This window comes from Vibrio sp. ZF57 (genome assembly GCF_001691235.1).
Lineage (GTDB): Bacteria > Pseudomonadota > Gammaproteobacteria > Enterobacterales > Vibrionaceae > Vibrio > Vibrio crassostreae_C.
In genome coordinates, this window is the sequence record NZ_MAKD01000091.1 from 16090 (window position 1) to 30122 (window position 14033).

Here is a 14033-nt window from a genome sequence, read left to right on the forward strand (position 1 = left end):
TCAGGAACCGATCATCAGCAACACAAGTTTAACTATTAGATTCGATTGTCAGCCCCTGTTTTGGTTGGGGCTTAGGGAAGGCTTGCCTTATGAAAAGCAAAAAAATACTCGTGATGGGCGTATCTGGATGCGGAAAAAGCCTGATTGGTAGCCGTATCGCACAGGCTTTAGAGCTTCAATTCTTTGATGGCGATGACTTCCATCCGCAAAGTAATGTAGAAAAAATGCGTCAAGGTATTCCGCTGACTGACGAAGATCGTCAAGGATGGCTAGAAACACTCAACAAGCAATACATTGAGCAGCCAAGTGCTGTGATTGCATGCTCAGCATTGAAACCTCAATATCGCGACATTCTACGAAAGAACAATGAAGGCTTAGTTATCGTGCACCTACAAGGTAGCTTCGACACCATTTGGAACCGCCATAAAGCGCGCGAGAACCATTACTTCAATGGTCAAGAAATGTTGAAAAGCCAGTTCGCAACCTTGGTTGAACCGAATGAAGCCGATGCGTTGTTTGTTGATATCTCACAAGATGTCGAACAGGTAGTAGAAAGTGCACTCAAACAAATTAAGCAGATAGGCTAAACCATGACTCAGTTAAAAAACGACATTGCGATGATTGGTTTAGGCGTTATGGGCAAAAGCCTTGCACTCAACTTACTGGATAACGGCTTTAACGTTGCTGGCTTTGATTTGAATACAGACAACATTGAGCGCGCTAGTTCAGAAGCAAAGCTGCTTAATGAATTGTTTACTGGTAAAGGTCAGTTCACACAAGGGACTAGCCTTAAGCATGTGCTGCAAGGGCTAGCGAAGCCGCGTGTAATCGCTTTGTCCGTTCCTGCAGGAAAACCTGTCGATATCGTAGTGAGTAATTTGCTAGAAGCCGGTTTAGAGAGCGACGATATTGTTATCGATACAGGCAACAGCCTTTGGACAGATACCGAAGCACGCGAAGTGAGCTACAAAGGCAAGCTTCGTTTCTTCAGCACCGCCGTTTCTGGTGGTGAAGAAGGCGCTCGTGTTGGCCCTGCGCTGATGGCGAGTGGCGACCAATCAGCTTGGCAATATGTGAAACCGATGTGGGAAGCGATTGCTGCAAAAGTGGATGCTAATGGGCTACCGGTTGCTCAGTTTGAAGCGGGTGAAGCGTGCGCGGCGTATGTTGGACCTTCGGGCACTGGGCATTACGTTAAGATGGTTCACAATGGCATTGAATACGCCGACATGCAGCTTATCTGCGAAGTGTACCATTTCATGCGTGATGTACTTGAAATGCCAGCTCAAGAGATTGGCCAAGTTTTCGAACAGTGGAACAACGGTGTACTTAATAGTTACTTAATGGAAATCAGTGCCGATATTCTTCAACAAGAAGATTTGGCGACGGGTAAGCCATTTGTTGATGTTGTGCTTGATAAGGCTGGCCAAAAAGGCACAGGCTTATGGACAGCAGTTAACAGTCTTCAGGAAGGGTGCCCAACTCCAACCATTGCACAGGCGGTTTATGCACGTGCGATGAGCGGTCAAAAATCACAACGTATTCAAGGGAGCAAACTGCTAAAAGGCAATGTTGCCAATGCGAGTCAGTTGGATCAAACAGAGGTTATTTCTGAGCTTCATGATGCTTTGTATTGCGCCAAACTGTCTGTTTATGCGCAAGGTTTTGATTTATTAAAGACAGCGTCAGACAAAGAGGGTTGGAATCTCGATTTCACTCAAATAGCTAAGATCTGGCGAGCAGGTTGTATTATCCGTGCAGCATTCTTACAAGGTATTACATCGGCTTATCAACAAAATGGTGAGCTGGCGAACCTGTTGTTTGACGAGGTTTTCATCAAACAAGTGGAAGAGCGTGAGCTTGCTTGGCGTATCGCCGTTGCTAACTCAGCTTTGTATGGTGTGCCGATGCCGGGAATTAGTTCAGCATTAAGCTACTTTGATTCTCTGCGCTGTGAAGTGTTACCAGCGAATCTATTGCAAGCGCAACGTGACTATTTTGGTTCTCATACCTATTCACGAGTCGATAGAGATCAAGCCGAAAAATACCATGTCACTTGGAGTCAGTCTCCGAGATCTGAAGTAAAAGTAAACGCTTAAACAATCAATAACGCCTCAACAAGAGGGCGTTTGTAATTTTGACGCTGTATCAACATTTTACTAAATTAGGCTTCAAATTCCACGTCAGTCGGATACACTGTTACCAGTAACATAACTCAAAAATAATAATTACTAATTATGTCGAATAAGAAAAAACGTCCAACATTACAAGATGTTGCCAACTTAGTTGGTGTCACCAAAATGACCGTCAGTCGCTGCCTGAGAGACTCTTCTCAAGTATCAGAAGCACTGCGAGATAAGATCAGCGCTGCAGTAGACGAGCTAGGTTATATCCCTAACCGCGCACCAGACATTCTTTCCAACGCAAAAAGCAATGCGATTGGTGTTTTGGTCCCCTCGTTAACCAACCAAGTTTTTGCTGAAGTTATTCGTGGTATTGAGCAAGTCACCGCGCCTGCGGGTTACCAAACCATGATTGCCCACTATGGCTATAGCCCAGAACTGGAAGAGCAGAGCATCGCTTCGCTGCTTTCTTACAACGTTGATGCGATTATCCTTTCAGAAAACGTGCACACTGATAGAGCGCGTAAAATGCTGCAGACTGTTTCTATCCCAGTGATTGAAATTATGGATTCGGTGTCTCCCCGTATTGAACAAGCGGTTGGCTTTGATAACTTCGAAGCGGCAAGAGCGATGACTAAAACCATGCTCGATAGAGGGCGCACTAATATTGCTTACTTAGCGGCTCGAATGGATGAGCGTACTCGCTTGAAAATGGCAGGCTATGAGCATGCGATGCAAGAAGCCGACAAAACGCCAGTAACGCTGCAAACGGAAGACGCTTCCTCGTTTACTCTTGGTGCAAAACTGATTGGTGAGTTACTTGAGAAGCACCCTGAAGTGAATGGCATTTTCTGTACTAACGATGATTTGGCCATTGGTGCTTTTTACGAGTGTGTACGACGTGGTATTCAAGTACCAGAGCAGATGGCGATTGCAGGCTTCCACGGACACGACATCACCGTGGCGATGACGCCTCGTTTAGCAACTGTCGTAACACCTAGGGAGCAGATCGGTAAAGTCGCTGCAGAGCAAGTTGTAGCGCGTTTACAAGGCAACAATGAATGGGTGGCGAAGCTGGATCTTGGTTATGAGATTGAAGTAGGTGAGAGTATCTAATCTTACACTTCGGCTTTGATCTTCATCGGATTCAAACTAAAACGCCCTTAACGATATGAATGAACTTCGCTAAGGGTGTTTTCTATTTATCTAGCAAAAAGATGTATGTAGTAACAGGTTTAACCTGCTAAAGCTTGAGCATCTTGTTGCTTTAATACTTTGTGACCATCCTCAGTGACGCCACGCTTCCAATAACTACTGATGTAGATGTTCTCTTTCGCGACTTCTTTTTCGTTGCGGAAGTACTGTCTTAGTTCGCGCATGCTTTCAAATTCACACGCCGTCCAAATCGAAACCTGCCCCTCTAACCATTCTGTGTTGCGAACTGTTTGTGAAAGTGTTTCTTCAGTTTCATCTTCAATTAACCAAGTGACTTTTATACCTTGAGGTACTTCAAGTGTTTGCTTGTCTGCTACTGAATTGATCTGAATGACAGCGTGGCCTGCTGCGTGTTCCGGAAGCGTTTTTACTTTGGCAGAGAGCGCAGGTAGCGACGTCATATCTGCCACCAAGAAGAACCAATCCGATTCTAGATTCAGCCCTTGAATTAATCCAGGACCTGCCACTGAAACCGTGTCACCTACTTCTGCGTTCATTGCCCATCTTGCAGCAAAGCCACATTGCAGATCTGTGGTGATGTGGCGTACGAAATCAACCTCAATCCACTTTTCGACAGGGTTGTACTGACGAATGGTGTAAGTGCGCATGGTTGGGCGCTCACCTTCGTTCAGTTGACTTAAATCTGTGGTGCCGAGTGGCGAGAACAAAAGCTTGATGTAGCCGCCGGCACATTCGGTTGGGTACTTACTTAATCCTTCACCGCTAAGCGTTATACGCTGCATATTCGGTGTAATGGTTGAGGTTTGAGTAACGGTTAATGTGATAGGGCTAGGCTTGCTCATATAAGGCTCTCTTAGATTTTGATTTTCACATCATAATCCTGAACAGGAAAACACTCAATACTAATGGTTATCATTTACTTTTATTTACACAGCGCAACGTAACCTGAACCTCCATCTAGTTACCTACCAATCCTGACATCTATTTATCTTGATATCCATATCGACAAAAAAGCCCTTTAGAAAACTAAAGGGCTTGATGAACGAGCTTGTTGAATAAGAGTGTTATTAGCTGTTTGCTTGCTCTAGTTCAATCGTTTCATCAGCGGCTTTCGCAGCGTCTAGCATCTTACGAATAATGAACGATGCTGCCATTGCGATACCAACCATTACTACCGCTAGGATAGTTAATAGTTGGAAGTAATCACCGTAAACCGTTTGAACGATCTCTTGTGTGATCTCTTGGCCTTTCTCAAGTGCAATAGACGTTGAGAATACAGCACCAACAATGCCTGATAGTGCGATTGCGACAGAGAATAAGCTTACTGAGAAGTTCTCGATGTGCTTAGGTGCAACAGACAGAATGAATGCTACAACCATAGAACCAACAATAACCTCACCAAATGCTAGGAAGAAGTGGATTGCTAGGAACACTTCTGGGCGAATCAGAATATCTTCACCAACGGTCGTTACTGCCATCGTTAAGATACCGAAAGCGATCGCCGTCAGAATGAAAGAGAAACCTACTTTGGTTGCGGTAGAGAAATGAATGTTTTTCTTTTCTAGTTTAGAGAAGATGCCCGTAATGATAGGACCTGCAACCATACACCAAAGTGGGTTCATTGCCATCGACGCTTCAGGGGCTACAGGGATGAAACCGAATAGATCGCCACGCATTGTGTTGATTGCAACCATTGTCATCGATGTCATCATTTGACCGTAGTACACGAAGAAACATGTCGTCAGGAATGTGATGATTAAGATCGTACCCATCTTCAGCATGTCTGACTTCTTCGATTTCATCATCAAAGAGACAAAGTAGATGATCGCTGCACCACCAATTGCGTACACGATGTTCTGGCCGATATCCATGTTAGAAAACATGAAGAATACCAAACCAATCATTGCAGCAGAAAGGCCAAGGAATGCAGCCCAGTGTTTAGTGCTTACTGGTTTTTGGTCGATTTCAGCACTTGCTTCAACAAGGCCTTTGCGAACAAAGAGCATCATCAGAAGTGCGGCACCTGCTAGAGCAGCTGAAAGAAGGAAGCCACCGTGGAAACCAACAACAAGCACTAGCATCGGGAACAAGTACTGGCCTAAAAGCGCACCAATATTGTTGACTGAGTAGTTGATAGGGTAGCAGTTTTCGAAATCTTCCTGAGTTTTGAACGTGCGTTTGTAAAGACTTGGGTAAGAAGGGGACATCAAACCACGCGCATAACTCGCTAAAGCAATACCACATAATGCCATTGGAACATTGGTCGCCGCGGCACCGAGTACCAGTAGAGCATAACCACTTGCGAATCCTAGAAAGGCAATGGTCAACGATCGGTATGCGCCTAAGAATTTGTCGGCGATGAAGCCACCTGCAATAGCAAATAGCGGTCCGATTGCAGAGAAAGCACCAACAACCATCATTGTGTCGGCTTCATTGTAGTTAAGATCTTCAAGGAAGAAACGAGTCAAGATCACCATGACGCCATAGAACGAAAGTCCAAACATCATTTGGCAGAACATCATTGATTTGTTTAATCTATTCCACATTATTTTATTCTCACATTAGTATTAAGATGTAGTGTAATAACCTAATTATAATACCATCACTAGCAATACATAAAATGAAACATGCATCCCAAACAGAACTTTACTCGATATACCTTTTCTTATGAGTGCATTGATATTTCTCATGAATGAAATTTGCAATGTTAGATTTTGATAATGGATGCATAACTGTGAGAAATTTAACTACCTTCATTTGTGGCTAAGTAATGAACGGATAAAGGAAAAGTTAACATTGGTCGTCTTGTAAAATGTTCAAGTGAGTATCACTTTCAATTGGCTGTTGGATTTTAGCCAATAAAAAAGCCAGCTTGGTGGCTGGCTTTTGTTTGGATATCGAAAACTAAGTTTACAATAACGGTTCTGAGTGAGGCGATTTCTCATAGTGCGTGCCAACGATGTATTGCGTTTCAACTATTCTCTGTATCTCGACTATTCATCGCATCTAGCTAGTCACCGCATCTAACTGGTAACCGTATCTAATTGGTCACCGCAACTAGCTATTCACACGGTGGCGCCATGTGGATCACCGCTAAACCACCTAAAGACGTTTCACGGTACTTCTTGTTCATGTCTTTACCTGTTTGGTACATGGTTGCGATAACCTTGTCTAACGAGATAAGACACTTGCTGGTGCGTTTTAGAGCCATACGTGATGCGTTGATGGCTTTCATTGCACCCATTGCGTTACGTTCGATACATGGTACTTGAACAAGCCCGCCGATCGGATCGCATGTCATGCCCAGTGAGTGTTCCATCGCGATTTCAGCCGCAATACAGATTTGCTCGTTGCTACCGCCACGCAGGGCAGTTAGGCCTGCTGCAGCCATTGATGAAGATACGCCAACTTCGCCCTGACAACCTACCTCTGCTCCAGAAATTGAAGCATTGGTTTTGTATAGGATGCCGATAGCGCCAGAGACTGCCAAGAAGTCTTTCAACTGCTTGGTGTCTAGCTCTTTAATGAAACGATGGTAGTACATTAATACCGCAGGAATAACGCCAGCCGCACCATTGGTTGGAGATGTTACCACTTGGCCACCCGCTGCGTTTTCTTCACTTACAGCAAAGGCAAATAGGTTAATCCAATCCATGATCTCCATTGGATCGTTTTCAATCGAAGCATTCGCCTCAAGCTTTTTTAAAAGAGCTGGCGCTCGACGGGTGACTTCTAGTCCGCCATCAAGAATACCTTCAGTATCAAAGCCACGCTGCATACACAGAGACATCACCTTCCAAATTTGGTCAGCTTTTTGGTCAATCACGTCCATGCCTTGAAAAGACACTTCATTGCGCAGGATTAAGCCACCAAGGCTAAGCCCTTGCTGCTCTGACAATTCAAGTAATTGGTCGGCAGAAGAAAAAGGGAACTCAACTTGTGTTTCTGCTTCTTGCTTGCCGTTTTGTAGCTCATCAGCGGTTGCGATAAAGCCACCACCAATCGAGTAGTACGTTTCCATATCTAGAAGACTACCGCTTGCGTCAAAGGCAGAGATAGTCATGCCATTTTCATGCAACGGAAGGTTAGTCTTGTGGAAAAGTAGGTCGCTTTCTACATCGAAATGAATTTCATGGTTACCGCTAACCAGTAGAGATTTATCTTCAATCGCTTTACGCATTGCTTGGTTAGCACTGGTAATCTTAATAGTGTCGGGGCGATTACCGAGCAAACCTAACAAAGTTGCTCTGTCTGTGTGGTGACCAATACCCGTCAATGATAACGAGCCATATAAGTCGATTTGAATACGCTTCACTTGCTTAAGCTGAGCATCAATTTTTTGGGTAAAGTTAAACCCAGCGATCATTGGTCCATTTGTGTGGGAGCTGGACGGGCCAACCCCAATTTTGTAGATATCAAAAATAGACAGCATAGTAACTTCCTGTGAAGACGGTTCGATGAACGAACTCTGGTTAAAGTATATCTTTTGTTAACCTCACTTCTTTGAGTGAGCGTATTCTTTCAATGAGATTAATGTTAACAAGCGTGTAGTTCGATGAAATACAAGACCGTGCTATTTTTGCTTTATATAGCTGCACGTTGATTCTTGTGTACCTTAAGATGTTGCTATCAATAGTGAGCATTATTGCGAGCTACATTTAGGAATTTAAAAATACTTTTGTTAAGAACTATTGTATACATAATTCACTCCATCTAATCACTAAAACGAGACTTGAACATAAAATGAGCATTAATCACCTCCTTATTGTGCTAGGTAAGCGACTTAATGGGAATAAATTGACTGATGAAGGCATCAGTCGAGTTGATGCTTTGGTGGAGTATCTGGCGGGGCCTTTGGCAGAAGAGTCTATTCAGAAAACGGGTGTTGCATTTTGTGGTGGGGTGACAAAAGGTCAAACCACCTCTGAAGCGGATGCAATGCACCAGTATTTTCGAAGTCTGGAAAGCCAGCGAGAATATCCGTTTTCCTTGGGGGCGATTTTGCTTGAGCAGAATTCGACAAATACGGTTGAGAACATTCAGAACTTAGCTTCAGAGATGATTGAAAGTGGACTGTTTACCCGCGGGCAGAGTGTGAAGGTGACGTTCGTTTCGAATGACTACCATTTACAACGTATTTTCGAGATTCAATCGCTCATGGGCGAGCAAGGTTTGCTTAAAGTTCTCATCGAGAAGTGTTCCGCACTTGGGGTAGAGCAGCAAATAGATCGCAGGTTGGAGGCTCATGTTGCGGTGCCATACCCACATCAAAGTGCTCAGGGGCAATTGTTTCTGTTGATGGACGTACTGACGACCTACCGAGTTTATCTTGAAGGTGTTTGTGCGGGCGCATTTAAGCGAGATTTAGAGTTGGTTAGACGAGAGCCAGAAAGACTGTCTTTGGAAGCATTGATCACTGCCAAAGAGCTCGTTGGACGTTCATCTGACTTTGACATTGTGGAGAGTTTACTCCCAGCATTGGAGCGCTGTATCCAGCAGACTTCAGTGGGTACCGATGTAAAAAAAGTCAGGGAATACCTAGCTCTACTAGATACTAACCTGACTTTATTGAATCGTTATTTAGATCCGGAATCGGATCACACACATCGCTGGTGGCGATAGGTGATTATTTCTTTCTCGTGATGCCAAAAGCTAGAAGTTCAGTGCCTTCTTCAGCGATGTTTTTAACCGCTCGAACGTAATCATCGCCCATAACATTGTGCCAGAAGGCTCATGTGTTTTTTACAGTGATTAACTTTGGTTTTCTGAATCTTGCTCATGGTTATTGCGGTAGTACTCCCACTGTTCAATGCGCTCGCCGTCATCGAATACACAGTAAGTTGTACGCTGATTGTTTTCAGTAACCGTGTCTAATTCACCGTCTTGTTGAACACAATAAACCGCTGCTGGGTTAGCGACTGAAACACGTTGGCCCTCGCTATATTCTGCATAGTCGTTTGCACAACCGCCTAATACAACGGCACATACAGCCATCAAACCAATTTTCTTCATGTCTATCTCCTACGTGATAACTCTATAATCGAATGCGTTAAGTTCTACAGAACCAAATGAGAAGCTCTATGAAATTAGTATATTTTAGATTTCAGAAAAGGTTGTCCTAATTTGGTCAAGATATTGAAATAGGTTGATATTTCTTCATGTTTAACGACTTTTTGAGTGTTAGATCAAGCTAAGTGGATTCAAGTTACCGTAGGAATATCCCCGTCCGATCCGTTCTGGTTAGCGGTTGTGAACCTCGAATCTATTGATGATTATGATATGATGCCGCCAAATTCAGTAGAGCAGTCAGAATCATGAGACACCTAAAAACAACCATCCATCCTGATATCGACCATCTAGACAATAAAACGGTCTATAAGCGCAACGCTGCCCGTGCCATTGTGTTAGATGGTGAAGACATTCTGATGCTGTATACAGAGCGTTATCACGACTACACCATTCCTGGTGGTGGTTTGGATGAAGGGGAAGATGTGATCGCAGGTATGGTTCGTGAACTCGAAGAAGAGACTGGCGCGAAGAATATCCATAGCATCAAGCCGTTCGGCATTTTTGAAGAGTTTCGTCCTTGGTACAAAGATGATGCAGACATGATGCACATGATTTCTTACTGCTACTCATGCAAGATCGATCGTGAGCTTGGTGAAACGGCTTACGAAGATTATGAAGTGAAAAACGGGATGAAACCGGTGTGGATGAATATCCATGAAGCGATCGCTCATAACGAAAAGACCATGGCAGAGAGCCCTAAGAAGGGCATGAGTATTGAACGTGAAACCTTTTTGCTGCATTTGATTGCCAAAGAGATGCTTTAGCCGTTATCAATACTAGCCTGCTAAGCTATTTATTTGCCGCCACTTTTGGCGGCAAAGTTGTTTCTAGCAATGCTAAAACTTAATACCCGAAACTAATTATTGAATATGGTTGATATTGTCAACTAAGTGTTTTTGATGTATCTTTACCTCAGCGATGAACCTATCTAGCTTAACTGCCCGGTTATATCGTTAAATCTCGCTGTGAGCCTGCCCTAAACAAAGAATACTATGAATAAAAGACAGTTTATTGCCCATTATCTGCGCATGAATCGCACCTCGTACTTATTGGCGATTGTGTTCATCTTTCTCGTCAACTGGTTACAAGTAGAGATCCCTCGCTATATCCAATTGGCGATAGATTTGATTGATGATGCCTCTTCAACTGGCCACCAACAGCTTCAAACCTATGTTTGGATTGTGGTCGGGATGTCGGTTGCCATGGTGGTGGTGAGAATTCTGTCTCGTATCTATGCGCTTAATCCGGGGCGAATTACAGAGGCCGCACTTAAAAGTACACTTCTACAAAAGTTGAATCGCTTACCGAGCAGCTTTCACGAACGCTTTGCTTCGGGTCGACTGATCTCGATTATCAACAATGACCTTAGTGGCATTCGACTGCTGTTTGGTGTCGGCTTCTTGCAGTTCTTCAATGCCTTGCTTGCGTTGTCGTTGACGCCTCTTTACATGTGGCGCATATCGCCAGAACTCACACTGTATTCGATCATTCCTATCTCAATCGCTTTTGTGATTTTCCGTGTGGGCTTCAAGCGTATGAAAGCGCTGCATTTAGAGCACATGAAGCGCCTACAAAATCTGTCTGCTCAGCTAATGAGTTACCTGTCTGGGATTGATCTCATTAAGAGCCAGCAGATGTCACCTTGGGTGAAAGCTGAAACTGAAAAACTGAACCAGTTATTGCTTGAATGCCGCCTTAAAATTACACGCATTCAAGTCTTCTTTATGCCGGTACTCGACTACGCCAATGACCTGATGAAAATCATCATTCTTGGGCTTGGTGGCTACATGTTAATGAGACAGGAACTCACACTTGGTGAGATTACCGCCTTTCTGACTTACTCAGTTTTGCTCGCTATGCCATTGATGCAACTTGGCAGAATCGCGACCATTTATCAGCGAGGCATGGTCGGTATCCAAAGTGCACAAACCATTCTTAATGCCAAAGTCCCAGAGCTAGATGAAGATAAGCTTACTGAATTAGATGTTGAATCGCTGAAGGGAAAAACGTTTTCCGTTCGCAATCTCAGCTTCAGCTATTCAGGTGAAGAACGCGTGATTCTCGATGACATCAGCTTTGATATTCCAACAGGTAAGAAAGTGGGTGTGTTAGGCGGGATCGGAGCGGGTAAAACGACATTAGTGGACTGCTTAAACCACCACTTGGATGTACCACAAGGTTCTGTTTTCCTTGGTGAAAGAGATGTCACTAGCTTCTCACGCAGTGACTTACGCCGTTACGTGAAAACCGTGACTCAAGACCCTTACCTGTTTTCAGCAACCGTCGAAGACAATATCCGCTTTGGTAGCCTAGATACCGATTTGGCAAAGAGTCAGGTTGATGAAGTGCTAGAGCTCAGCCAGTTGGCTAGTGATGTGACACGTTTTGAACACGGCGATCAAACCTTAGTCGGTGAGAAAGGGATCATGTTGTCAGGTGGTCAGAAGCAGCGCTTAAGTATTGCGCGTGCTTTATTGCAACCCACCGACCTGATCATCATGGATAACGTTCTATCGGCTGTCGACTATGAAACAGAACGTAAGATCTTGGAAGGTTTGTTTAAACGTTTGGAAAATCAATCGGTTCTTGTGGTTTCACACCGCGTTAATGCCCTTGAATATATGGATGAAGTCATCGTGTTGAACGAAGGTAAAGTGATCGCGAAGGGCGACCACGCCACGTTATTGAAAATCTGTGATTACTATTACGATACATGGCAACTACAGCAGAATGAAACGGAGGCAGCAGCATGTTAAAACGTGTTGATCTCAAGTACCTCAAGCACTTTTTTAAGTTTGCTAAGAAATACAAAGGCTCTGCGATTCTGGGCATCGCTATGCTTCCTCTTTCTGTCATCACGAGCTTGTTGTTCCCTTGGCTGATCATTCAAGTGATCGATGTTCACCTGAGTCACGGGGATATGGATGGACTGCTCGAGTACGTCTTCTATCTCGTTGCCGTGCTGGTGGCGAGCTATGTGGTGGATACCACCTATTCGTACAACCTACGTAAAACCGGGCAATACACGATAACTGACATGCGCTCAGTGTTGTTTGCTCGCGTGCTCAAACTGCCACGCAGCTATTTTGATAACACACCGATTGGCGTAACGCTTTCACGATTAACCAGTGATTTGGAAACCATCGGCGAGACGTTTGTTCAGTCGGTTGTCGGGCTAGTTAAAGACAGCATCAATACCATTGCTCTGTTAGTGATGATGTTCTTTATTGATTGGCAGTTAACGATGATTGTATTGATCATTATGCCACCAGTGATGTATTTGACGGTTTATGTACGAAACCGACTTCGTGCACTCTATAAGGTGACTCGTTCTTCGTTGGCTCGCGGTATTGGCTTTTTACAAGAAGTCTTATTTGGCATGAAAACCGTTCAGATGTACCGAGCGGAAGAGCAAGTCGAGCAACGCTACCAAGGCTATACCGATGAGTTTTTAAGAGCGCAGAAGAAGATCAATAAATACGATGCGATTTTGTTCTCGTTTATCTCTGGCATCACCTCCATCACTATCGCGATTATGATCTGGTATGGCTCTGAGCAAGTGTTAGAAGGGGCGCTCACCTTGGGTGTGCTGATTGCGTTCATCAACACCTTAGAGAAAGTGTTTGTTCCGATTCGTGACTTTACTTCGCAGATCGCTTCGATTCAGAGTTCATTTGCAGCGTTTGACCATATTGAAGAGCTGTTTGTTGAGCCGACTGAAGAAGAAGGGCGCAACCTGTTGTCATCTAACAAGGTTGAGAAGCAGCTTGAACAGTTTGTGAGCCTAGAGTTAAAGAACGTAAGCTTCCGCTACAAAGACGACTCTCCCTACGTTCTAAAGAATGTCTCGTTTGTATTGGAGAAAGGGCATCAAATCGCGCTTGTGGGTTCGACGGGCTCGGGCAAGTCGACGATTCTGCGTCTGATCTCTAAAGCCTACCAAGACTATGAAGGCAGCATTTTGTTGAATGGAATAGAGCTGTCACAGATCTCAAGTGAAGACTCTGCTCATTTGTTCTCAATGATGATGCAAGACGTGCACTTATTTGAAGAGACCATCCAATTCAATATCGCGCTGGGCAAAACGCATCTATCTAGAACTGAGGTTGAACAGGCGGCGCGCTATGTTTATGCCGATAAGTTTATTGAACAATTGCCACAAGGTTATGACTTCCACTTGGAAAAGAACGGCTCTAACTTGTCTGTAGGGCAAACGCAGCTTATCTCGTTCGCTAGAGCGGTTGCACAGGGTGGTCAATTGATGATGCTTGACGAGGCGACCAGTTCGGTAGATTCAATCACCGAAGACCTGATTCAAAAAGCAATGCAGCGCCTTTTCAAGGAAAAAACTGTGATTGCGATTGCACACCGTTTGAGTACCGTTCGTCACTCAGATACGATTTTGGTGTTGGAAAAGGGTGAAATTGTTGAGCAAGGTAATCATCAACAGCTGGTGGCACACAATGGTATTTATGCTGGCTTGTTACAAGAATCGATTGTAGAAACGGGCGATTCTCAAGTAACGGTTGCCTGATCACTTCAAATCAGGTTTACCGTTATCGATACTATGAATTGGTGTTGCTTATGTTTCACCAATTTCTATTCTTTTCTAGTATTCCCAGTAGCTTAGGGAAAATAAAACATATTTTACGATTATTAATATGT

Annotated in this window: 11 protein-coding genes; 7 read left to right on the forward strand and 4 right to left on the reverse strand. The window is 44.1% G+C overall.

What is annotated here, in order from left to right; translation table 11 throughout:
• Positions 1-89: 89 nt before the first annotated feature.
• From A6D97_RS13125 to gntR, 3 genes are all read left to right on the forward strand, one after another.
• Positions 90-587 (forward strand): gluconokinase, encoded by a 498-nt coding sequence (locus A6D97_RS13125; RefSeq protein ID WP_065584571.1) that lies wholly within the window; start codon positions 90-92, stop codon positions 585-587.
• A 3-nt stretch (positions 588-590) separates the two neighbouring features.
• A complete protein-coding gene (gndA, locus tag A6D97_RS13130) occupies positions 591-2099 on the forward strand; it encodes an NADP-dependent phosphogluconate dehydrogenase (RefSeq protein ID WP_065584572.1) in 1509 nt (502 codons plus the stop codon).
• Positions 2100-2237: 138 nt separating this feature from the next.
• The gene (gntR, locus tag A6D97_RS13135) at positions 2238-3239 is read left to right on the forward strand and encodes a gluconate operon transcriptional repressor GntR (RefSeq protein ID WP_017085451.1); all 1002 of its coding nucleotides are present in this window, start codon (positions 2238-2240) and stop codon (positions 3237-3239) included.
• Between the two features lie 119 nt (positions 3240-3358).
• Here gntR and A6D97_RS13140 read toward each other — a convergent pair whose 3' ends face one another.
• From A6D97_RS13140 to A6D97_RS13150, 3 genes are all read right to left on the reverse strand, one after another.
• Positions 3359-4141 (reverse strand): siderophore-interacting protein, encoded by a 783-nt coding sequence (locus tag A6D97_RS13140; protein ID WP_065584573.1) that lies wholly within the window; start codon positions 4139-4141, stop codon positions 3359-3361.
• 225 nt (positions 4142-4366) lie between these two features.
• Complete coding sequence (locus tag A6D97_RS13145) at positions 4367-5845, reverse strand: peptide MFS transporter (protein WP_017079679.1); 1479 nt, start codon at positions 5843-5845, stop codon at positions 4367-4369.
• Between the two features lie 515 nt (positions 5846-6360).
• The gene (locus A6D97_RS13150) at positions 6361-7731 is read right to left on the reverse strand and encodes an L-serine ammonia-lyase (RefSeq protein ID WP_054542996.1); all 1371 of its coding nucleotides are present in this window, start codon (positions 7729-7731) and stop codon (positions 6361-6363) included.
• A 311-nt stretch (positions 7732-8042) separates the two neighbouring features.
• On the opposite strand from A6D97_RS13150, the gene A6D97_RS13155 reads away from it, so the two are divergent.
• On the forward strand, positions 8043-8921 hold the full coding sequence (locus tag A6D97_RS13155) for a YdcF family protein (protein ID WP_065584574.1): 879 nt from the start codon (positions 8043-8045) through the stop codon (positions 8919-8921).
• Between the two features lie 129 nt (positions 8922-9050).
• Here A6D97_RS13155 and A6D97_RS13160 read toward each other — a convergent pair whose 3' ends face one another.
• A complete protein-coding gene (locus A6D97_RS13160; protein ID WP_017059521.1) occupies positions 9051-9311 on the reverse strand; it encodes a DUF333 domain-containing protein in 261 nt (86 codons plus the stop codon).
• A 302-nt stretch (positions 9312-9613) separates the two neighbouring features.
• Between A6D97_RS13160 and A6D97_RS13165 the strand changes: the two genes are divergently transcribed.
• The 3 genes from A6D97_RS13165 (at position 9614) to A6D97_RS13175 (ending at position 13902) form a co-directional block, all read left to right on the forward strand.
• Entirely contained in the window at positions 9614-10132 is a 519-nt protein-coding gene (locus A6D97_RS13165; protein WP_017059522.1) for an NUDIX hydrolase, read from the forward strand.
• 228 nt (positions 10133-10360) lie between these two features.
• Entirely contained in the window at positions 10361-12124 is a 1764-nt protein-coding gene (locus A6D97_RS13170) for an ABC transporter ATP-binding protein (RefSeq protein WP_065584575.1), read from the forward strand.
• Positions 12118-13902, forward strand: a complete 1785-nt coding sequence (locus A6D97_RS13175) for an ABC transporter ATP-binding protein (protein ID WP_065584576.1) — start codon at positions 12118-12120, stop codon at positions 13900-13902. The genes A6D97_RS13170 and A6D97_RS13175 overlap by 7 nt, the downstream gene beginning before the upstream one ends.
• Positions 13903-14033 lie beyond the last annotated feature (131 nt).

Bases quoted from the DNA above. Each gene is read 5' to 3' on its own strand.
- gntR (WP_017085451.1), top strand. From the start codon at position 2,238: ATGTCGAATAAGAAAAAACGTCCAACATTACAAGATGTTGCCAACTTA.
- A6D97_RS13175 (WP_065584576.1), top strand. From the start codon at position 12,118: ATGTTAAAACGTGTTGATCTCAAGTACCTCAAGCACTTTTTTAAGTTT.
- A6D97_RS13145 (WP_017079679.1), bottom strand. From the start codon at position 5,845: ATGTGGAATAGATTAAACAAATCAATGATGTTCTGCCAAATGATGTTT.
- A6D97_RS13150 (WP_054542996.1), bottom strand. From the start codon at position 7,731: ATGCTGTCTATTTTTGATATCTACAAAATTGGGGTTGGCCCGTCCAGC.
- A6D97_RS13170 (WP_065584575.1), top strand. From the start codon at position 10,361: ATGAATAAAAGACAGTTTATTGCCCATTATCTGCGCATGAATCGCACC.
- A6D97_RS13160 (WP_017059521.1), bottom strand. From the start codon at position 9,311: ATGAAGAAAATTGGTTTGATGGCTGTATGTGCCGTTGTATTAGGCGGT.
- A6D97_RS13125 (WP_065584571.1), top strand. From the start codon at position 90: ATGAAAAGCAAAAAAATACTCGTGATGGGCGTATCTGGATGCGGAAAA.
- A6D97_RS13165 (WP_017059522.1), top strand. From the start codon at position 9,614: ATGAGACACCTAAAAACAACCATCCATCCTGATATCGACCATCTAGAC.
- gndA (WP_065584572.1), top strand. From the start codon at position 591: ATGACTCAGTTAAAAAACGACATTGCGATGATTGGTTTAGGCGTTATG.
- A6D97_RS13155 (WP_065584574.1), top strand. From the start codon at position 8,043: ATGAGCATTAATCACCTCCTTATTGTGCTAGGTAAGCGACTTAATGGG.
- A6D97_RS13140 (WP_065584573.1), bottom strand. From the start codon at position 4,141: ATGAGCAAGCCTAGCCCTATCACATTAACCGTTACTCAAACCTCAACC.